Annotated in this window: 23 protein-coding genes and 2 riboswitches; of the genes, 18 read left to right on the top strand and 5 right to left on the bottom strand. The window is 48.7% G+C overall.

Annotated elements, in window-relative coordinates; translation table 11 throughout:
- Positions 1-162: 162 nt before the first annotated feature.
- Positions 163-1,137, top strand: coding sequence for a bile acid:sodium symporter family protein (locus KB186_RS01630; protein WP_173607782.1), 975 nt, complete (start codon positions 163-165; stop codon positions 1,135-1,137).
- A gap of 207 nt (positions 1,138-1,344) precedes the next feature.
- A complete protein-coding gene (locus tag KB186_RS01625) occupies positions 1,345-1,596 on the top strand; it encodes a YolD-like family protein (protein ID WP_173607781.1) in 252 nt (83 codons plus the stop codon).
- Between the two features lie 215 nt (positions 1,597-1,811).
- Here the strand turns inward: KB186_RS01625 and KB186_RS01620 are convergent, their stop codons facing one another.
- Entirely contained in the window at positions 1,812-2,045 is a 234-nt protein-coding gene (locus tag KB186_RS01620; protein ID WP_173607780.1) for a hypothetical protein, read from the bottom strand.
- A gap of 178 nt (positions 2,046-2,223) precedes the next feature.
- Here KB186_RS01620 and KB186_RS01615 point away from each other — a divergent pair, with 178 nt between their 5' ends.
- Positions 2,224-2,781, top strand: a complete 558-nt coding sequence (locus tag KB186_RS01615) for a GNAT family N-acetyltransferase (RefSeq protein WP_232773074.1) — start codon at positions 2,224-2,226, stop codon at positions 2,779-2,781.
- Between the two features lie 60 nt (positions 2,782-2,841).
- Here KB186_RS01615 and KB186_RS01610 read toward each other — a convergent pair whose 3' ends face one another.
- Complete coding sequence (locus KB186_RS01610) at positions 2,842-3,027, bottom strand: hypothetical protein (RefSeq protein ID WP_083994995.1); 186 nt, start codon at positions 3,025-3,027, stop codon at positions 2,842-2,844.
- 72 nt (positions 3,028-3,099) lie between these two features.
- The gene (locus KB186_RS01605) at positions 3,100-4,107 is read right to left on the bottom strand and encodes a glycerophosphodiester phosphodiesterase family protein (protein ID WP_232772981.1); all 1,008 of its coding nucleotides are present in this window, start codon (positions 4,105-4,107) and stop codon (positions 3,100-3,102) included.
- A gap of 177 nt (positions 4,108-4,284) precedes the next feature.
- On the opposite strand from KB186_RS01605, the gene KB186_RS01600 reads away from it, so the two are divergent.
- Positions 4,285-4,530, top strand: coding sequence for a hypothetical protein (locus KB186_RS01600; protein WP_221868543.1), 246 nt, complete (start codon positions 4,285-4,287; stop codon positions 4,528-4,530).
- Positions 4,531-4,549: 19 nt separating this feature from the next.
- A complete protein-coding gene (locus tag KB186_RS01595) occupies positions 4,550-4,900 on the top strand; it encodes a DUF952 domain-containing protein (protein ID WP_173607777.1) in 351 nt (116 codons plus the stop codon).
- A gap of 4 nt (positions 4,901-4,904) precedes the next feature.
- Here the strand turns inward: KB186_RS01595 and KB186_RS01590 are convergent, their stop codons facing one another.
- Positions 4,905-5,120, bottom strand: coding sequence for a hypothetical protein (locus KB186_RS01590; protein WP_056487845.1), 216 nt, complete (start codon positions 5,118-5,120; stop codon positions 4,905-4,907).
- A 124-nt stretch (positions 5,121-5,244) separates the two neighbouring features.
- On the opposite strand from KB186_RS01590, the gene tlp reads away from it, so the two are divergent.
- The 4 genes from tlp to KB186_RS01570 all read left to right on the top strand — a co-directional run bounded on the left by tlp (position 5,245) and on the right by KB186_RS01570 (position 7,618).
- Entirely contained in the window at positions 5,245-5,463 is a 219-nt protein-coding gene (gene tlp / locus KB186_RS01585; RefSeq protein WP_173607776.1) for a small acid-soluble spore protein Tlp, read from the top strand.
- A 139-nt stretch (positions 5,464-5,602) separates the two neighbouring features.
- Entirely contained in the window at positions 5,603-6,715 is a 1,113-nt protein-coding gene (gene mnmA / locus KB186_RS01580; RefSeq protein ID WP_173607775.1) for a tRNA 2-thiouridine(34) synthase MnmA, read from the top strand.
- Between the two features lie 21 nt (positions 6,716-6,736).
- Positions 6,737-7,066, top strand: a complete 330-nt coding sequence (locus KB186_RS01575) for a hypothetical protein (protein WP_221868542.1) — start codon at positions 6,737-6,739, stop codon at positions 7,064-7,066.
- 39 nt (positions 7,067-7,105) lie between these two features.
- Positions 7,106-7,618, top strand: coding sequence for an ACT domain-containing protein (locus tag KB186_RS01570; protein WP_173607773.1), 513 nt, complete (start codon positions 7,106-7,108; stop codon positions 7,616-7,618).
- A gap of 31 nt (positions 7,619-7,649) precedes the next feature.
- Here KB186_RS01570 and KB186_RS01565 read toward each other — a convergent pair whose 3' ends face one another.
- On the bottom strand, positions 7,650-8,471 hold the full coding sequence (locus KB186_RS01565) for an alpha/beta hydrolase (protein WP_232772980.1): 822 nt from the start codon (positions 8,469-8,471) through the stop codon (positions 7,650-7,652).
- Positions 8,472-8,641: 170 nt separating this feature from the next.
- A riboswitch (cobalamin riboswitch) is annotated at positions 8,642-8,841 on the top strand.
- 161 nt (positions 8,842-9,002) lie between these two features.
- Between KB186_RS01565 and nrdI the strand changes: the two genes are divergently transcribed.
- The 9 genes from nrdI (at position 9,003) to lpdA (ending at position 20,718) form a co-directional block, all read left to right on the top strand.
- Positions 9,003-9,362 carry a class Ib ribonucleoside-diphosphate reductase assembly flavoprotein NrdI gene (gene nrdI / locus KB186_RS01560; protein ID WP_173607771.1) on the top strand — a complete coding sequence of 120 codons (360 nt, stop codon included), beginning with the start codon at positions 9,003-9,005 and terminating at the stop codon, positions 9,360-9,362.
- Positions 9,349-11,433 carry a class 1b ribonucleoside-diphosphate reductase subunit alpha gene (nrdE, locus tag KB186_RS01555; protein ID WP_173607770.1) on the top strand — a complete coding sequence of 695 codons (2,085 nt, stop codon included), beginning with the start codon at positions 9,349-9,351 and terminating at the stop codon, positions 11,431-11,433. The genes nrdI and nrdE overlap by 14 nt, the downstream gene beginning before the upstream one ends.
- A gap of 55 nt (positions 11,434-11,488) precedes the next feature.
- Positions 11,489-12,439 carry a class 1b ribonucleoside-diphosphate reductase subunit beta gene (gene nrdF / locus KB186_RS01550; protein ID WP_087350004.1) on the top strand — a complete coding sequence of 317 codons (951 nt, stop codon included), beginning with the start codon at positions 11,489-11,491 and terminating at the stop codon, positions 12,437-12,439.
- Positions 12,440-12,525: 86 nt separating this feature from the next.
- A riboswitch (cobalamin riboswitch) is annotated at positions 12,526-12,724 on the top strand.
- 145 nt (positions 12,725-12,869) lie between these two features.
- The gene (gene metE, locus KB186_RS01545) at positions 12,870-15,152 is read left to right on the top strand and encodes a 5-methyltetrahydropteroyltriglutamate--homocysteine S-methyltransferase (protein ID WP_232772979.1); all 2,283 of its coding nucleotides are present in this window, start codon (positions 12,870-12,872) and stop codon (positions 15,150-15,152) included.
- Positions 15,153-15,166: 14 nt separating this feature from the next.
- On the top strand, positions 15,167-15,661 hold the full coding sequence (locus KB186_RS01540; RefSeq protein WP_232772978.1) for an acyl-CoA thioesterase: 495 nt from the start codon (positions 15,167-15,169) through the stop codon (positions 15,659-15,661).
- A 323-nt stretch (positions 15,662-15,984) separates the two neighbouring features.
- Positions 15,985-16,983 carry a thiamine pyrophosphate-dependent dehydrogenase E1 component subunit alpha gene (locus KB186_RS01535; RefSeq protein WP_173607767.1) on the top strand — a complete coding sequence of 333 codons (999 nt, stop codon included), beginning with the start codon at positions 15,985-15,987 and terminating at the stop codon, positions 16,981-16,983.
- A 27-nt stretch (positions 16,984-17,010) separates the two neighbouring features.
- A complete protein-coding gene (locus tag KB186_RS01530) occupies positions 17,011-18,045 on the top strand; it encodes an alpha-ketoacid dehydrogenase subunit beta (RefSeq protein WP_232772977.1) in 1,035 nt (344 codons plus the stop codon).
- Positions 18,046-18,080: 35 nt separating this feature from the next.
- Entirely contained in the window at positions 18,081-19,325 is a 1,245-nt protein-coding gene (locus KB186_RS01525) for a dihydrolipoamide acetyltransferase family protein (protein ID WP_232772976.1), read from the top strand.
- Positions 19,326-19,338: 13 nt separating this feature from the next.
- On the top strand, positions 19,339-20,718 hold the full coding sequence (lpdA, locus tag KB186_RS01520) for a dihydrolipoyl dehydrogenase (protein WP_232772975.1): 1,380 nt from the start codon (positions 19,339-19,341) through the stop codon (positions 20,716-20,718).
- The last annotated feature ends 30 nt before the right edge of the window (positions 20,719-20,748 follow it).

Below are 20,748 nucleotides of genomic sequence, written 5' to 3'. Positions count from 1 at the left end.
CGTCATAGCCTTTACTCCCATGTACGAAAGTATGCAAGGTGAAATTCGAATAAATGATGCGTAAGTAATCTAATAATGAACTTTGGTCTTGTAACAATAATCTGTTCATGATAACATACCTCACATCACTAGCATCAAAGGACGAGACTTGAGGTGTATCAAATGAACGGGTTAGCCAAACTGAATCGATCGCTTGAGAAAATCATGCCCATACTAACGCCGAGCAGTGTTGCTATTGGCGTTTTAGCCGGGACACATTTGCAACCGTTTGCTTTTTTGTCCCCTTGGGTGTTTGCCTTCATGACATTTGCGGGCAGTCTCGGTTCAGGATTTAAAGAATTTGCAAAAGTACTGACCAGACCGCTCCCCTTAATCGTCAACTTGTTGATTCTCCATGCACTAATGCCGCTTGTTGCTTGGTCGATGGCGCGGTTGTTTTATCCAGATGATATCCATGTCATCACGGGCTTCTTGTTGGCTGCCTTAATTCCCACAGGGATCACGAGCTTTTTGTGGTCATCGATTTATTTCGGGAATATCGCACTGACGCTATCCATTATTTTGTTGGATACGATGCTCTCCCCACTGATTGTTCCGTTGGGGATGTCCTTGTTTTTGGGGGCTACCGTCGAGATGGATTTGGCAGAGCTGATGAAGGGTTTATTTTATATGATCGTGTTGCCATCTCTTGTGGGAATGCTGCTCAATCATTTGTCAAAAGGGAACGTCAAAAAAACGCTGGCACCAAAATTAGCGCCATTTTCCAAGATGGGTATGGGTGTTGTCGTCGCCATCAACAGCTCGATGGTCTCATCTTACTTTCATATGATGGATGCTAAACTGGTAGGAATGGCGGTCCTCGTACTCGTAGTAGCCATTTCAGGTTATGTAATGGGATGGGGGATCGCAAGGCTATTCGGATGGGAACGTGATGTGATTGTCACGTTAACCTTCAACAGTGGAATGCGAAACATTAGTGCAGGGGCAGTTATGGCAATCACGTACTTTCCGGCGCCAGTTGCTCTTCCTGTTGTTCTCGGTATGCTTTTTCAGCAAATACTCGCTTCTACCTTCGGAAAGTTTTTGGAGCTGGTCGAGAAAAGACCGCAGCATCAACCACAGGAACTATCAAGCTAAAAGCAAGAGCCGTTTTCCAAGACCAATGGGAAAACGGCTTTTTTCTTAGAGATTCTTCCTAAATAAAGCAATTTGTGCGACTTGGCAGGACAATATTGAAAAAAGGGTTGCGAACTTATGTTCTCATTTCCTATAATGTAAATACAATTTCCCACACAGGATGGGTATCTGGATTACAAATGTTCGTAGGTAGGCGGGTGGAAAGGTGTGGCTAACGGCAATCTTGAAGTAACGAACGAAGAAAGAGAGGCATTTATGTACATGCTGCGAGATTCTGCAAGAGAGAATTACCCCTTGAATGTGAGCTGGTGTGTGTCCTTTGAGGGGGAGCGGGGGAATACCTGTAGCATGTGGGGTGTGGTCAAATGGGTAGACCCAAAGGCGAGACGTGTTCAATTAGCAAACCAAACGGGTAGTCAATGGATCGAGATGGAGAAAATTATCAATGTACATGCATAAGGGAACGTATAGAAACCTTACATGAAAATCGACTCATCGTAAGGTTTCTTTCCTTTCTTTGCACAAAGAAGAGAGTGTGTCACAAAACCTAACATTAAAACGCAGAAAATTCGAAAGTTTGGTTGACATTCGAATTTTCTATGTTAGAATATATAACATGGCATGCATTCTCTCCACTTCCTATTTTGACCCAATCATTGGGTCCTTTTTTTTGCCTATGTTTCATTCTTCAAATACGGCTTTCCATCCGCTTGAAATAACTTGCTCACCATTCCATAAAGGCGACCTGACATGTTAGGAAAAACGAAGGAGTATTCATTCGCTCCTTGATTCAGCAAGACAATCGGTGCTTCCACGATGTAGGGGATTTTCATGAGATCGAGCATCTTCTTATATTCCTCTACCTTGGAATGGTCGACCGTATAATAAAATGACTTGGAAAAATTCATGCGAACACGCTCCTTTTCCTTATTGTAGCATATCCTCAGTATGTCGTATAAATGGACATAATAAATATTATGTAAACACAATATGATTTTTTCTTTATCCTTAGAAATAGAGAAGATTCACAAAGACCCCTACCTGTGATAAGATGAAAGACCAAAATTTTACCAATAGGAGAAAATGATGATAATCAGCCAACAACTACTTTCTGTGAACGGGTTATCCTACACGATTCGCTCTGCAATGGAGACAGATGCACAACAATTGTCGGAACTGCGACTGCAAATCGATGGTGAGACTGAAAATTTGGACAGAGAAAGAGGGGAGGCTTTCATCGATGTGCAAGGATTCGAACACATCATCAAAACGGATGCAGAAAGTGCAAGAAATTTGTTTTTAGTGGCTGTTACTCAAGATCGGATTGTCGGGTTTTCCAGATGTGCAGGCGTTTACTTAAATAGATTTGCCCACAAAGTAGAGTTTGGTGTATGTGTTTTACAAGAGTTCTGGGGTTTTGGCATTGGGAAGAATCTCTTGCAAGAATCGGTTGACTGGGCAGACGCCAACCACATTACCAAAATGACGTTGAATGTAATGGAAAAGAATGAGAAGGCAATTGAGTTGTACAAACGGTTTGGTTTTGAAATCGAAGGGGTACTCAAAAACGACAAGGTCCTTTCTGATGGCAATTACTACAACACCATTATTATGGGTAGATTCAAAGGCGACATGAGAGCATAATGAAAAAACTCCGCTAGCATAAGCGGAGTTTTGCTGTCTAATCATTGGTGAAACAGTTGTTTAACTGCTGAAGAAGCTACGGCTGGAGTGCTTTCTTTTATAATGAGAGCTGCCGTAATGGGAATGTCCGTACCGATTGCTAGAGCTATACTTTCTGCGGTGTTTGTAATCGCTGCTGCTGTATTTCCGGTACTTATGCGAAGATGAGTGATTACCGAGTAAATTTTTCAAAAGCTTCTTAAGCATATCAATCACTCCTAGTTAGGTTGGAAGTCTATTTCGTATAAGTATATACGAATATGTCTGAGAACCGTTTCATTATTTTTCTACGTTTTCGTGAAAAGCTGGACCAATCAGATCGATCCGGTTCGTCCATATTCCACCTGTAAAGCTTTCTGGCACCCGATTTAAATCAGTCGGAACATCAAAGCCTTGCGACACATCTCCACTGCCTGCGACTAGGATCACGCGTGTGTCTTTTGCTTCCATTCTTGCCATGAACCGATTCGGCCAACCCCAGAGCCATGGGGCAATCTGATCGGGAATATGCAATTGGGTTTGTGCACAGGCTTCTGGTACATATCCGGACCAACCTGCTGCTATGTACGGGATCAGGCAGCTTTTCATTGTCGCCATAGACATCACACGCAGCTGGGGCAGTTGTTGTTTCAATGTCTCGATTGGCTTGTCACCGCCATAAACAGAGAGCTGTGCCAGTCGTTTTGCAGGCAACGCCGCCAAAACATCCGCCAACGCTTTCCCTTCGAGTGGGTCATTACTTTTGATATGGATAAGCAGTGATCGATTAGGGAATGTTTGTAGCACATCATCGAGAGAGGGCATCATGCCAATCCCTTTTCCACGGAAGGAGAAGGTTTTCCCTTCATCCGCAGTATAATGGTAGCCAATGTCGAGCTGTTGTAATTCGGCCAAGGTATAATCTCTCGTGACACCGGTGCCATTTGTCCGACAGTCGAGCGTCCAGTCATGAAACACGGCGAATCGATTGTCTTTGGTCCATTGTACATCCAGCTCGACGACGTCCGCACCTGCATCAAAAGCTGCCTGCATGGACGGAATCGTATTTTCCAGGTACGGATGCTCCGGTGGATAAATCCGTTTCGCCGTACAAGTTTCATTGGTGATGTTCTCCATATGAAAGGTTTGTGCCATCCCGCGGTGAGCAAGTAAAAAAGGCTCGCCTTCTGGCTCTTTTGCAAGATAAGAGCTGTTGCCTAGAAAGAGGAAAGCCATGAAAAGAAGGGGAATCCAGATGCGTTTTCGCTGGAACCATTTCTTTCGTGGTTGATTTCGTTGATTTGACATGATGGAATACCGCCCCTTCCTTAAAATTCTCTGTTCATTGTAGCAAAACGCAAGGGAGGAAGGTACATCCTTTGGGAGTAGGGCTAGGGCTAGGGGCTTGGCATCATTCGAAAAGACTGGCACAATAGACAATAGACGGAAGAGAAGATGTATCCTTGAACAGCAAGGGGAGATTCCATGAAAATAGCATTGCACCAAATCGCTTATCAGATCGGTATGCATCCAACTGAGATGGCGAAGCTTGTCTACGATGGTGAAATAACGGGTGAGGTACCTGACCGCGATCCGCAAGCAAAGGATGCCTGGGTGGATTTGCACTCTCTGCGTAACTTCGTTCAATGGCGATATGATCAGGGACGAATGGAGCAGATGTTCTATGATAAAGCTATGCGTCACCTAAACAAAGCAATGCCAAAAAAATAATCGAAACCGGAGGAGAAACATGCAAGACAATATTATTTACTGCATGGTGCCAAAAGCATACTGGGAAAAGTGGATGGACAAGGATCACTACTTGCCGCGCGATTACGAGCAGGAAGGCTTTATTCACGCGACGAAAGGGGACGAGCTGCTTGAAAAGGTAGCAAACCGCGTCTATGCACAGTTTGACGAGGAGTTGTATGTACTCGTTGTCGATGAAACAAAAACGACTTCGGAAGTCAAATACGAGGCTGCGAAGGACGGGTTGCTGTATCCACACATCTATGGACCGCTGAATCATGATGCGATTGTGGATATAAAGAAAATGAATCGGATAGACGATCAGTGGCGTCTGGGAACGTCCATCCGCTAATCTTCTACCAGCTAAACCACTTGAGTAGCGCAAGCACTTCTTGGCGCTTAGCCTCAGGGAGCTTGTCGAGTCTGCGCAAGAGAAGATCGATTCGCATGCGCTGTTCCACTTCGGATTCCGGTACCTTTTGTCCCTTCACCCATTGACGTTTCAGGCGGACTGGATCTGTATCAGAGATGATCCGAAGCAGCTTTCTTTCCAACAAATCTAAGGAAGCCATAGGTGAAACCCTCTTTTTCGTTTAATCCGTTTCTTCTATTATAACACGGGTACATAAAGAAACCATGATTGGCGCACAATGGTAAAGGTGTTGAATATAACCCTTTGTAGGAGGCGTATCGATTATGGCGAAGCCGGATGACCGTTCTGACAACGCAGAAAAACTTCAACAGATGATTTCCAATACGGAAGAGAACATTCGTGAGTCCGAAGATTACCTGACGGCTCATGCTGGAGAGATTTCTGCAGAGGAAAAATCAACCCTCGAAGCGAAAAATCAGCGTCGTGAAGAAAGCATCGAGGGATATCGCGCGGAAATCAAGGATGAATCTTCGCAGGCATAACCTTGCTATCAAACGTCTGGCGCCACCTATGCGTCAGGCGTTTTTTCATTCTATCGGGCAAAAGTGCAACAAAACATGATTTGTTTTGCGAAACATGGTAATCTGTAAGGGTACAAATTGAATAAGAGGAGAAAGACTTATGAAGCGACCAGAAGATACACGCGTCGTTGTCGGCATGTCCGGCGGAGTTGACTCCTCCGTGACGGCTTACCTGCTTAAGCAACAGGGATATGACGTCATCGGCATCTTCATGAAAAACTGGGATGATACCGATGAATTCGGCCACTGCACGGCGGAAGAAGACTTCCAGGATGTCCGGCGCGTCTGTGAACAGATCGGCATTCCATATTACACGGTAAACTTTGAAAAAGAATACATGGACAAGGTATTCCAGTATTTTTTGGATGAATATAAACGAGGACGTACACCGAATCCGGATGTCATGTGCAACCGTGAAATCAAGTTCGGTGAGCTTCTCGCCAAGGTCATGGATCTGGGGGCGGATTATATTGCTACCGGCCATTACGCGCAGGTCAAGTACATCGATGGCGAGTACAAGCTGATTCGCGGCGCTGACAACAACAAGGATCAGACTTACTTCTTGAATGTACTGGGCCAAGAACAGCTTTCCAAAACGATGTTCCCGATCGGTCATCTTCCGAAACCGCAAGTAAGGGAGATTGCAGAGAAAGCAGGACTTTATACAGCGAAAAAGAAGGACAGTACTGGGATCTGCTTTATTGGGGAGCGCAACTTCCGCGAGTTCCTGCAAAACTACTTACCTGCCAAACCAGGAAATATTGAGACCGTAGATGGAGCAGTCATCGGTACGCACGACGGACTGATGTACTATACATTGGGTCAACGACAAGGCTTAGGGATTGGCGGAGGTCATGGCACGAGCGGACAGCCTTGGTTTGTTGTAGACAAAGATCTGGAACGGAATGTCCTGATCGTTGGTGAAGGCTCTGATCATATCCGCCTGTACTCGAAGAGTCTCTTGGCGACCAACGTGAGCTGGGTCAGTGATAAGAAGCCTTCCGAAACGTTTTCTTGTACAGCCAAATTCCGTTATCGTCAGCCAGATCAGGGAGTAACCGTTCACCTGCTGGAGGATGGCAACGTAGAAGTTGTATTTGATCAGCCGCAAAAAGCAGTGACACCTGGTCAGGCTGTTGTCTTCTACGATGGAGAAGTATGCTTGGGTGGAGGGACGATTGACAAGGTACGCTTAGTCGATAAAGAGAACTAAGATAGACGGGGGAAGCACTCGGTGGATGCTACGAAAAAATCAAAAGTGATTATCGTTTCATTTTTGGCGGGAGCAGTTCTCTTGGCGATCATCTCTTATTTCGGGATGGCCTCCATGGGTAAAGAGCATATGGCGACGATCCAAAACGTCATCAAGGAGAACGGCGGGGTTGTAAGCGCGGGTGGAGTGACAGCGGTTCCGCTGGAGGAAAGTCCTTTTACCAACAGCGGAAAAGGCAATACCATTTACCGAATCCACTTTACGAAAGATGGGCAAACGTTGACGGCTTGGTATCGTGCCGATAACGAATCCTCCATCAAGAAAGAGCCGGAAGCATGGATTCTACCGTAATAACAAGGATAAACCTGACTGGGAGAGTGAAGGCATCACATGACCCAATATGCTGGACTGCGTGAGCTGGCTGAACTGATTCGAAGACTCGAGCCAGAGTTAGCGGGTGCACAATTAAGTATTCTTGCTCATGAGAATAAAGAGGAAATCGCAACACTGCTAGTGGAAGGACTCGGAATGAAGGTTCCTGTCCAACACAGCTCCGGCGAATATGCGAATCATTTGGCGATTTTGCGTGTTGGAGCGAACAAGTACACCTTTGCGCAAGACTGGAGAGAAGTGTACATCAGTGAAATCAACTACTGTGCGTGTCGCATACCTCCAGGGGCCCATGGATTGTTGGTTCACCATATCGATTATCCAGGCGTGATTTATGATGTCTCACGAAAACTGGCCGAGTATGAAATCAATGTTTCCAAGTTGAATGTATCGCGCGAGCAAAAAGGGAAGAATGCCCTGCTTGTCTCTGTGACTGATGAAGAGATTACACCGACGATTGTTTCCGCCATCGAAGAGCTGCCCCAAATCACCAGAGTGTTATCACTACAGTAAGCAAATCATGATAAACAAAAACTGCCCGTTTTTAGCGGGCAGTTTTTTTCGTAGCGAATTTGAGTCCATAGCTAATGAGGACTGGCAAAACGGACGAATGATTTTCGTCAGCAAATTCTTTAAAGGAAGCCTTGATTTGACCTTTACCCATGGAGGATAATCGTACGACCATCGCCAGGGATTTTTCTTTGACCAAGAACCGGCCATCGTTTTCCAACTCCCCAATGCTGAGGAGCGCATGGACGTCGAGATCATCTGTCAGCAGCTTCGGTAATTGACTCTCCTTCGCAAGCAGCACGCTCTCATTCCAATGAATCGAGGGACTGCCAGCTATATAACGTTGAAAAGCATGTGGTTTGGTCAAAAGTACATGCAAAACAAACAAGCCACCTAGCGAATGTCCAATAATCGCTTGCTGCGTCCGATCGATGGGGAAGTCATTTTCAATGCTAGGTTTGAGCTCCTCCTCCAAAAAGGTGAGGAACTGTTCCGCTCCCCCCATCTGAGGCCACTCTGTACCACTTGGGTTGCAAGGAAGCTCTGAGGCTGGAACTTCATATGTGTAATCAAAGAAACGGGCAGGATGGTACGGACCCTCCGTTGGATAGCCAATCCCGACGACGATAGCAGGATACACACCAGTTCGTTCAGGGTCACGTGATTGTATCCGTATCGCTTCGGTCATGGTGGCAAAAACAGAGTTGCCGTCTAGCAAATATATGACGGGAAAACCTGATTCCGGAGCGGGATCAGCAGGTATACTTACGAAAATGTGATAGTCTCGCTCTTGATAGGTCATGTTTTTACTGTATGAACGAGGAATGACGACAGGTTGATAGTCGGTGCTTTTCATGAAGGCTACTCTCCAATCTCCCCAAGGCTAACCAGCACGCACAAAATCTATTATATGAACGAGAACCAGAGATTGGCAATAGCCGAAAAAGGAGAATAGTTAGTTTTCGAAAAGAGCCCATACTGAGCTTGACTCCTACGATATATTGAGGTAAAGTAAGTTTTACCAACTACATATTGATGCGGTAAGGTGTTTGCCAGCCAGATTTGGTAGACTTAATAGGGAAGTCGGTGAGAATCCGACGCGGTCCCGCCACTGTAATGAGAGAGTTCCATTTGCGAAAAAATGCCACTGATCCTGAAGGATCGGGAAGGTGTAAATGGAGCGATGATCCAAAAGCCAGGAGACCTGCCTAACCGCTTGCACTGTTTACCCTACGGGAGATAGGGAAGTGTTCGAGCGCTCAATTCGCATTGGCGAATTGCTAGATGGAAGTCATCACGCGCATTCGGCATGTAAACGTCGGATGCGCTTTTACTTTGGCTAAATAACATACATACAGAGTAAAAATAGTAGGATAGGATGAGGGACATGCTAATCGCTTATGATTCAAAAACAGGAAACGTCCGAAGATTCGTCAACAAAATTAATTTGCCACATGTGGAAATTAATCAAGATATGGTGCTGGACGAGCCATTCATTTTGGTCACATACACGACGGGATTCGGACAAGTGCCGGAGAAGGTGGCGACGTTCCTGAAGCGAAATCATGTCCATCTGCGCGGAGTATCTGCCAGCGGCAACCGCAACTGGGGAACCAGCTTTGCCAAAAGCGCGGATACGATCGCGAGCCAATATGGCGTTCCGGTGATTTCTAAATTTGAACTGTCCGGTACCGGCCGTGACGTGGAACAATTTACGAGTGGGGTGGCAGCAATTGCGGCATATTGAACTGAACAACGAACTGATGCAGCGTGGCAACGACGGATTTTATCAACTGGAAAAGGATCGGGAAGCGGTTGCGGTCTTCATGGAAGAAGTGCAGTCCAACACGATGACTTTTAACAGTGTCAAAGAACGCATGGACTATTTGATCGAGAATGACTTCTATGAGAACGTCTATGAAACATACACGGTTGAGCAGGTTGATGAAGTTTTCCGTTTGGCCTATGACGCTGATTTTCAATTTGCTTCGTATATGGCTATCTCCAAATTTTATAAAGATTACGCCTTGAAAACGAACGATAAATCGATGTACTTGGAGCAGTATCCAGACCGGGTGGCCGTTGTGGCACTGTCCCTTGGACAAGGTGACTTTGAGCTCGCCAAGCGTTTAACAGTATCCATGATGGACCAACGTTTGCAACCAGCGACACCAACTTTCCTGAACGCAGGCAAAAGCCGCCGCGGAGAAATGGTCTCCTGCTTCTTGCTCGAAATGGATGATTCACTGAACTCTATCAACTTTATTTTGGGCACTTGTATGCAGTTATCCAAAATTGGCGGCGGGGTAGCCGTGAACCTGTCCAAGCTCCGCGGACGAGGAGAGCCGATCAAAGGCGTCGAGGGCGCGGCAAAAGGTGTCATGCCAGTCCTCAAGTTGTTGGAAGATGCATTTTCCTACGCGGATCAAATGGGCCAACGCAAAGGCTCAGGTGCAGCGTATTACAACATTTTCGGCTGGGATATCAACGAGTTTCTCGATTGCAAAAAGATCAATGCAGATGAAAAAGCGCGCATCAAAACGTTGTCCATCGGCCTGATCGTACCAAACGTTTTCTACAAGCTGGCTGAGGAAAACAAGCCACTGACTGTGTTTGCTCCGTACTCCGTGTACAAAGAATACGGCGTGCATCTGGATGATATGGACCTCGATGACATGTACGAGGAGCTCCTGGCAAACGATCGCATCAAGAAAAAGACCGTGATGAGCGCACGCGAGATGTTGACCAAAATCGCGATGATCCAAATGGAATCAGGCTATCCGTACATCATGAACAAAACGAATGCGAACAACAATCATGCCCTGAAAGATCTCGGCTCGGTGAAAATGTCCAACCTGTGCACGGAAATCTTCCAGCTGCAGGAGACTTCGACGATCACCAATTACGGCGAGATGGACATCATCCGTCGCGATATTAGCTGCAATCTGGCATCTCTCAATATTGTCAACGTGATGGAACGCAAAATGATCCGTGAATCTGTCCACGAAGGAATCGAAGCCATTACAGCCGTAAGTGACATGACGCGTGTAGAAAACGCTCCAGGCGTTCAAAAGGCTAACCGCGAGCTGCACTCAGTAGGTCTCGGTGCGATGAACCTGAACGGTTATCTGGCAAAGAACAAAATCGCTTACGAAAGTGAAGAAGCGAGAGATTTCGCCCGTACGTTTTTCATGATGATGAACTTCTACTCCTTGGAAAAAAGCATGGAAATTGCCAAGGAAACAGGCAAGACCTTCTTGGGCTTTGAACAATCGGAATATGCAAAGGGCACTTATTTTAACAAGTACGTGACGAATGACTACAGCCCACGGACGGAAAAAGCAAAGCTTCTCTTTGAAGGAATGCACATTCCGACGCCAGAGGATTGGGCGGAGCTACAGCAAAAGGTGCAAAAGCATGGCGTTTACCATGCGTATCGTTTGGCGATTGCACCGACACAGAGCATTTCCTACATTCAGAATGCGACTTCTAGCGTGATGCCAATCGTTGAGCATATCGAAACGAGAACGTATGCCAACTCTACGACGTATTACCCGATGCCGTACTTGTCGCAGGAAAACTATTTTTACTACAAATCGGCATATGTGATCGATCAATTCAAAGTAATTGATCTGATTGCCGAAATTCAAGAGCACATCGACCAAGGAATATCGACTGTGCTGCACGTGAACAGCAACATTTCAACCAGAGAACTGGCTCGCTATTACATTTACGCAGCGAAAAAAGGTCTGAAGTCACTCTACTATACGCGTACGAAGCATTTGACTGTAGAAGAGTGCATTAGCTGCGCGGTTTAGTGAACGCGATTCATAAAAGGAAAAGCATCAAGCAAAAAGAGAAGAGGAACGCCATATGAAAGCAGTCAATTGGAACAGGCCGGACGACGATTTTACGATGACGTTTTGGAATCAAAACATCATGCAGTTCTGGACGGATGATGAGATTCCGCTATCAGATGACAAGATGGCCTGGATGGAGCTCAGTGCAACTGAACGGGACACGTATAAAAAAGTATTGGGCGGTCTCACCTTGCTGGATACGGTTCAAGGTGGAGTAGGGATGCCGAAAATCATGGAGCATGTCGATGGACTGCAAAGAAAAGCGGTTCTCGCCTTCATGGGCATGATGGAGCAAATCCATGCCAAATCGTACAGCAGTATTTTTACCACGCTGGCATCGACAGAAGAGATTGACGGTATTTTTTCGTGGGTAGAAAATAATCCACATCTGCAAAAGAAAGCGGCCCTCATCTCGAAACGCTATCAAGAAATTGAGAAACCGAAAGATTTGTATATGGCGATGGTAGCGTCCGTCTTCCTGGAAAGTTATCTGTTTTACAGCGGCTTCTTCTATCCGCTCTATTTGGCGGGTCAAGGAAAGATGACAAGCAGCGGGGAAATTATCGATTTGATTGTTCGCGACGAGAGCATCCATGGACTCTATGTCGGCGTTCTCGCGCAAGAAGTCTATCAAGGTCTGAGTGTGGTCGAGCAGACCGCAGCAAAAGAGGAGCTGTATGCCCTTTTGCATGAGCTGCAAGAAAATGAAGAGGCCTATACGACTTCGTTGTATACGGAAATCGGATTGGCTGACGAGGTTCATGCCTACGTGCGCTACAACGCGAACAAGGCATTGATGAATTTGGGGCTGGACCCGCTTTTCCCGGAGGAAGAAGTGAACCCAATCGTGCTGAACGGAATTCGTACGCAGACGAAGCAGCATGACTTCTTCTCGAAAAAAGGAAATGGTTATGTCCGCACGCTAAACGTAGAACCATTGACGGACGATGATTTTAGATTTTAGTATGACAAAAAATGGAATCTGTGTTACTGTATGAACAGTATGCTGCCCTGCTCGTTTAAGGGGGCACTTCACAGAACCATGACAATTTCATAAGAGTGGGAACAGGTTCTTTGGTTATCAAGCTCGACCAAGGATGAAAAGGGAAGTCGGTGAGAATCCGACACGGTCCCGCCACTGTATGTGGGGAGTCGGCACATTTATCAGCCACTGATCCAAACGGATTGGGAAGGCATGTGCAGATGATGATCCCAAAGTCAGGAGACCTGCCTGTTTCGACGACACTGCTTAACCTACGGGAGATAGGGAGGTGTTAGGATGCTGTGATCTCAGTGCTTATTTGGCATTTCTAACGTTCTTTTTGATCGTTGGAGATGCCTTTTTTATTGGGCGGATTCAAGTCAGGATCGAATGAAGAATGGAGAGGAAGCTCATGAAAAGCAGCAATTTGGGATATCCACGGATCGGGAAGAACCGCGAGTGGAAAAAGGCATTGGAAGCATTTTGGGCTGGCACCCTCGATGAGGCAAGCCTGGTTCAGCAAATGGAGCAAATCCGTCACCAAAACCTGTTGGTTCAGCAGGAAAAAGGGGTCGAGCTGATCCCTGTAGGTGACTTTACGTACTACGATCACATGCTGGATATGGCTGTGATGTTTGGATTGGTCCCCAAGCGCTATGAATACGAGGGCGGCCCGGTTTCATTAGCGACATACTTCGCCATGGCTCGCGGTTCGAAAGAAGCTGTCGCCAGCGAAATGACGAAATGGTTTAACACGAACTACCATTATATCGTCCCGGAATTCGGGGAACGACAACCAACCATAACCGAGAACAAGCCTCTCCAGGCATATTTGGAGGCCAAAGAAAAGTATGGCATCATCGGAAAGCCCGTCATTGTAGGCCCGTATACGTTTGTCAAATTGTCCAAAGGATATGAGAAAAACGAATTGGAGATCGTCGTGGATCAACTCGTACCGCTCTACATAGACGTTCTCCAGGAGTTGGAGCTGCACGGTGTGGAATGGGTGCAAATCGATGAGCCTGCATTTGTACTGGATGTTTCGGAGCAAGAACGCGCCCTCATCAAGCGTATCTATGCGCAAATGGGTCAAGCTCTACCACATCTGCAGTGCATGCTGCAAACCTATTTTGAAGCAGTGGATTGGTATGAGGAGCTGGTTTCCTTACCGGTAAAAGGAATCGGTCTTGATTTTGTACACGGATCGAAGCGAAATCTAACCAATCTGAAAAAACACGGGTTTCCAGCAGAAAAGATTCTCGCAGCGGGAATCATCGACGGTCGAAACATATGGCGTGCATCCATTGAGGAGAAATGGGAGCTGGTCAAAGAAATTTCCGAGATTGTTCCGCTCGAAAAGCTGTGGCTGCAGCCGTCCAGTAGTTTGTTGCATGTACCGGTAACGGTTGAGGCAGAGAGCGGTTTGCCAGAGGAAGTCATGCCTGCATTGGCGTTTTCCGACGAAAAACTGGGGGAAGTACAGCTTTTAGTCCAAGGATTCCGATACGGTAAATATGTTATATCAAAAGAGATCGCCCAAAATGAAGCGGACTTGCTGAAGCTAGCATTATCCCCAGCGAGGAATCGGGGAGAAGTAAAGAATGCTTTACGTCAAATCGCTACTGCAAAACTTGAAAGAAGTGTTCCTTATCCCGAACGTCGAGAGATTCAACAAAATACGTGGAAGTTGCCACTGCTGCCAACTACCACAATCGGAAGCTTCCCGCAGACGGCAGAGGTTCGCCAAGCCCGACAACAGTTTAAAAAAGGGAGTTGGACAGTGGAGCAATACGATGCTTTCATTCAGGCGCAAATCAAGGAATGGATCAAGATCCAAGAAGAGCTCGGACTGGATGTCCTGGTCCATGGTGAGTTCGAACGAACAGATATGGTTGAGTATTTTGGCGAAAAGCTCGATGGCTTTTTGTTCACGAAAAACGGCTGGGTGCAATCATATGGCTCCCGCTGCGTCAAGCCTCCTATTATTTACGGAGATGTAGAGTTTGTGGCACCAATGACGGTCAAGGAAAGTGTGTATGCAAAATCATTGACCGACAAACCAATGAAGGGCATGTTAACGGGCCCAGCAACCATTTTGAACTGGTCGTTTGCTCGGGTAGATGTCTCCAGAGAAGAAGTGTGCGAACAAATTGCCTTGGCATTGCGAAAGGAAGTAGAAGCCTTGGAAGAAGCGGGGATTCTCATGATTCAAGTCGATGAACCAGCGCTGCGCGAAGGACTTCCGCTCAAAAAAGAAGAGCAAGCCGCTTATCTCGAATGGGCAGTCAGAGCGTTTCGTCTAGCGACCTCTACCGTTGCGCCGAGCACACAGATTCATACACATATGTGCTACTGCGAATTCCATGATTTCATGGATGTCATCAGTGAGCTCGATGCCGATGTGATTTCGATTGAGACTTCCCGCAGCCACGGAGAGCTCGTGTCAGTGTTCGAAACAGGTACATATGACAAAGGCATCGGGCTCGGCGTATACGATATCCATAGCCCCCGAGTTCCAGCTGTCTCTGAGATGGAAGATATGGTAGCCCGAGGTGTACAAGTACTTCCACCTGATCAATTTTGGATTAACCCGGATTGCGGGCTGAAGACAAGAGGGAGAGAAGAAACCGTTCAGTCATTGCGAAACATGGTTGCGGCAACCAAAGCGATTCGGAGTCGTTTGACAGCCCAGTAGGGAAGGTGCACACGATGAGAGGAGCCACACAAATGATGACAGAAGCGCGACCGATCCAACAATCGAGAACCTTTTTGACTGATCTCGTCTTGCCGCCGGATACCAATCACCACCATACCATTTTCGGCGGGAAAGTCATGGCATACGTTGACAAGATCGCCTGCATCGCAGCCATGCGGCATTGCCGTAAGCCTGTTGTCACTGCGTCCAGCGATTCCTTTGATTTTCTAGCGCCAATCAAGACGGGGGAAGCACTCAACCTGGAGGCATATGTCACCTGGACCCATAAGACATCGATGGAAGTATTCGTGAGAGTGGAAGCGGAGAACTTGTTGACCGGAGAAAAGCGGATGACAGCCCGTGCGTATCTGACGATGATTGCCCGCGACGATCAAGGAAAGCCGACGAGCGTGCCTGGTGTCATTCCTGGTACAGAAGAAGAGCGGATACAGTATGAAAAAGCGAAGGAACGCCATGTATTGAGAAGGAAGCGGAAGGAAGAGAGGTAAGGAGAAACACCGTGCTACATAGAAGCCTTCGGTTAACTTGTTTGCGACAGGTTACCGGAGGCTTCCTTATTTTATTCGCAAACATTACCCATTTCCAAAAATTCATCCCTCGCCGTACCCCTTATCCGTCCAAAGGTATGCGGTGAGCCAGTGTACAAAAGGAGACAAAACGAGACAGGTGTCCACTTTTGTTCCCCCCAAAAAGTAAAGCGGTTACAAAAAACCGCAATGTGACCTGCTTCGGCGGTTGGCATACTTTTTGCGATATCCCTTGAGTCAAAGGCTGGACCTCAATAAAACATGTTCGAGGAGGAGACACGTAAATGACGAAAGTGGATCAGCAAGTCAAAGGGATTCCGTTGTCCCGCGAAAAGGCCGCTTGGATGTACCAAAAAATGCTGGAGATCCGGAAGTTCGAGGACAAGGTGCACGACCTGTTCGGCCAAGGGAAAATACCCGGTTTCGTCCATTTATACGCGGGGGAGGAGGCCATCGCGGTCGGGCTTTGCGCGCACCTGGACGACAGCGATACCATTACCAGCACGCATCGCGGGCACGGACACTGCATCGCAAAGGGGTGCGATCTGAATGGAATGATGGCGGAGATTTACGGTAGAGCCACGGGACTTTGCAAAGGGAAGGGAGGCTCCATGCACATTGCGGATTTGGACAAAGGAATGCTCGGGGCGAACGGCATTGTCGGTGGAGGCTATCCGCTTGCTTGCGGAGCCGCTTTGACTGCCAAGTACAAGCAGACAGGCGCTGTAAGCGTATGTTTCTTTGGTGACGGAGCGAACAACCAGGGGACGTTCCATGAGGGGATCAACCTGGCAGCCATTTGGAAGCTGCCCGCCGTGTTTGTAGCAGAGAACAACGGATATGGGGAAGCCACGCCGTTTTCGTACGCCTCCAGCTGCAAAACCATTGCGGACCGTGCGATCGCCTACAATATTCCCGGCATCCGAGTGGATGGCAAGGATGTACTGGCCGTTTATCAGGCTGCACAGGAAGCGATCGAGCGTGCCCGCCGGGGAGAGGGGCCGACTCTGATCGAGTGCGTGACGTACCGCAACTACGGCCACTTTGAGGGCGACGCCCAGAAATACAAAAAAGAAGAAGACAAGAAGGCGCATTTGTCGGAAATAGATGCGATCAGGAAATTCCGGAACGATTTGCTCTCCGGAAAGCTGTTTACTGAAAACGAGTTGGATGAAATCGAAGCTGCGGTTGACAAGGCGGTCGAGGAAGCAGTCGCGTTTTCGGAAAACAGTCCGTACCCGGAGCCGTCCGAACTGCTGACAGACGTATACGTGTCGTACTGAAAAAACGATAGCAAAGGAGGAAGGAACATGACCAAAAAAATGAGCATGTCGCAGGCAATCAACGAGGCGATGAAACTGGCGATGCGCAGAGACGAAAACGTGATTTTGATGGGCGAGGATGTAGCTGGCGGGGCACAGGTCGACCATTTGCAGGATGAAGAGGCATGGGGAGGCGTTCTCGGGGTAACGAAAGGCCTCGTCCAGGAGTTCGGAAGAGAGCGGGTGCTGGATACCCCGATTACCGAAGCGGGCTATATCGGGGCGGCGATGGCTGCTGCGACCACTGGTCTTCGCCCGATTGCCGAATTGATGTTCAACGATTTCATTGGGAGTTGCCTGGACCAGGTGTTGAACCAGGGAGCCAAGTTCCGGTACATGTTTGGCGGCAAAGCACAGGTGCCGGTTACGATCCGCACGACGCACGGCGCCGGATTCCGGGCGGCGGCGCAGCATTCGCAAAGCCTTTATGCTCTGTTCACGGCCATTCCTGGCATTAAAGTGGTGGTCCCGTCCACACCTGCTGACGCGAAAGGGCTGCTGCTGGCAGCCATCGAGGACAATGACCCCGTAATCTTTTTTGAGGATAAAACGCTATACAACATGACGGGGGAGGTGCCAGACGGTTATTACACAATTCCGATTGGCAAGGCGGACATCAAGCGGGCCGGTTCGGATTTGACGATCGTCGCGGTTGGTAAACAGGTGCATACAGCCTTGGAGGCGGCGGAGCTGCTCGCCAGGAAAGGAATTGAAACGGAGGTCGTCGATCCGCGCAGCCTGTCGCCGCTCGATGAGGATGCGATCTTGGGGTCCGTTCAAAAGACGAATCGGCTGATTGTCATCGACGAGGCAAATCCACGCTGCAGCATTGCGACCGACATCGCGGCCTTGGTCGCGGATAAAGGCTTCGACAGTCTGGATGCGCCGATCAAGCGGATTACAGCACCGCATACCCCGGTTCCGTTCTCACCTGTGCTGGAGGACCTGTACTTACCGACGCCACAAACGGTGATTCAAGTGGTATCCGAACTGCTTGGCGACAAATCGCTGTTGAGTGTCTGATTCAGAACGAAAGAAAGAAAACGGAGGGAAAACCGATGGCAGTAGAGGTGCTCATGCCGAAGATGGGAATGGCGATGAAAGAGGGAACGGTTTCCCATTGGAACAAACAAGTCGGCGATCTGGTAACCAAAGGAGAAGTGATCGCTAGCATCAGCTCGGAAAAAATCGAGGCGGATCTGGAAGCACCGGCGAACGGTGTTTTGCTGAAAATCGCTGTTTCGGAATGGGAGGGTGTGCCGCCTGGAACAGTCATTGGATATATCGGTCATCCAAGCGAGCAAATCTCGGAGGAAACGGCCGCAACGGCGACGTTCGAAACGGCTGCTCCCGAGAAAAAGCCGGCGGAGCCAGAGGTTGCGGCGAAGTCAACCACAATAGCAGCAAGTCCGGCGGCTGCGAAAGAAGTGAAAATTTCCCCGGTCGCGCGCAAGTTGGCCGAGGCGGCCGGTCTCCCCTTGGAATCTCTCATCGGCACGGGACCGGTGGGCAGGGTCACAAAGGAAGACGTAGAAAAGGCGATCGCTGACCGGGAGGCGAAGCAGGCTGTAGCAGCGGAGGATGATAGACCACCTGCCGTTGTCGTGGAGGAAACGACGGAGCAATTGCCTGTCACGGGCATGCGGAAAGTGATCGCTTCCCGGATGATGGCCAGTTTGCGGGAAAGCGCCCAGCTTACGATCACCACACGGGCCGATGTCACGGACTTGATCGGTTTGCAAAAGAAAATGAACGAAGTCACTCAAAAAGAGCACGACATCAAGCTGACCCTAACCGATCTTATCGCGAGGGCGACGGTTCTCGCTCTCCTAAAGCACAAGCAAGTAAACAGCGCCTATATCGATGACCGGATTCATCGGTACGGGCACGTCCACCTGGGAATAGCCGTCGCGCTCGAACAAGGGCTGGTCGTTCCGGTCGTTCGGTACGCGGAATCAACATCGGTGCTGGACCTCTCCCGCCGGATCAAAGCGCTAGCTGCACAGGCGCGGGAAGGGACGCTTGGCATGGAAGAGATGCAAGGGTCTACCTTCTCCATTACGAATCTTGGAGCTTACGAAATTGAATTCTTTACGCCGGTGCTGAATCCACCGGAGGCAGGCATTCTCGGCGTAGGGGCCGTGCAGGAAACGCCTGTCTTCATCGATGAGGAAGTGCAGCGGCGGAGCATTCTCCCGCTCAGCCTGACGTTCGACCATCGCGTACTGGACGGAGCACCGGCAGCCGAATTTTTATACACGCTGAGAAAATACCTGGAAGAGCCGTACCGGATGCTCTTGTGAAGGACGTGATGGGATGAGTACGATTGCAGTGATCGGAGGGGGACCTGCCGGCTACGTTGCAGCGATTGCCGCCGCAAAAAAGGGCAAACAGGTCACCCTGATCGAGCAGCGGGTGTTGGGTGGGACCTGTCTGAACGAAGGATGTATGCCAACCAAATCGCTCCTGGAGTCCGCGGAGATGGCAGAGAAAATAAAGCATGCCGGCCGTTTCGGAATTCGCGTGCCCGAGCGGGAAGTATCGATTGACTGGCCGGGAGTGCAGAGCTACAAAAACAACATCGTACAGCAACTCGTCATGGGAATCGGATTTCTCATGAGAAAAAACAAAATCAAGGTGCTGACGGGCAAGGCTCGTTTTGTCAGCCAACGCCAAATAGCGGTAGAGAATGATCAAGGAGAAGAAATTGTTGAAGCCGATAAAATCATCATCGCTTCGGGATCGGAGCCGATTGAGCTACCGTTTGCGCCGTTTGACGGTCGCTGGATCATCCACAGCGGACACGCGATGTCGCTTTCAGCGGTTCCCGAGACATTGCTGATTATCGGCGGAGGTGTCATCGGATGCGAGTTTGCTAGCATATACAGTCGCATGGGGTGCGACGTGACAGTGATTGAAATGGCGGATCAGCTTCTCCCCGGCGAAGATGCGGATATTGCGGGTGTTCTGCATGATCAGCTGGAACGAACCGGGGTGAAGATCTTGACCTCCACGTCGTTGACCTCGGTCGATCAGCAGACGAAAACCGTTCGTTTCAAGAACCCGGATGGTAGCGGGGAAGTCGCAGCAGAGATTGTGCTGGTTGCCGTCGGAAGGATACCACGGACGGCTGAACTGCAACTTGATCGGGCGGGTGTAGCATTCGGCAAGCAAGGTATTTTCGTAAACGGGCATATGCAAACGAACGTGCCACATATTTACGCATGCGGGGATGTTGTCGGAGGCATCCAGCTCGCCCATGTCGCTTTTCATGAGGGAACGGTAGCAGCCTTGCACGCGTGCGGTCTGGACGCCAAAGCCAATTATCGGGCCGTACCGAGGTGCATCTACACGTCGCCGGAAATCGCTGGTGTCGGCCTCACTGAGAAGCAAGCCAGGTCGCAATACGGAGACGTGCGAATCGGAGAATTCTCGTTCTCTGTTAATGGCAAGGCAATGATTCTCGGTGAAGCGATCGGAAAGGTGAAGGTCATCACGGAACCGGAATACAACGAAATACTGGGTGTGTCCATCGTAGGTCCGCGTGCGACGGAGTTGATCGGACAAGGAACGGTCATGATCCACGGAGAAATGACGGCGGATATGATGGAAACGTTCATTTCTGCCCACCCGACGTTGTCTGAAGCTGTTCACGAAGCTCTGCTGTCTGCCATCGGTCATGCCTTGCACGCCTGAAGCATCGGTGCAACCAAAAGCCCCCTGTAA

It is taken from the genome of Brevibacillus sp. AF8 (assembly GCF_021270385.1).
In the GTDB taxonomy this organism is placed as follows: domain Bacteria; phylum Bacillota; class Bacilli; order Brevibacillales; family Brevibacillaceae; genus Brevibacillus.
The sequence above is the reverse complement of the archived record's forward strand: the minus strand, read 5'-3'. Positions and strand labels throughout refer to the sequence as shown.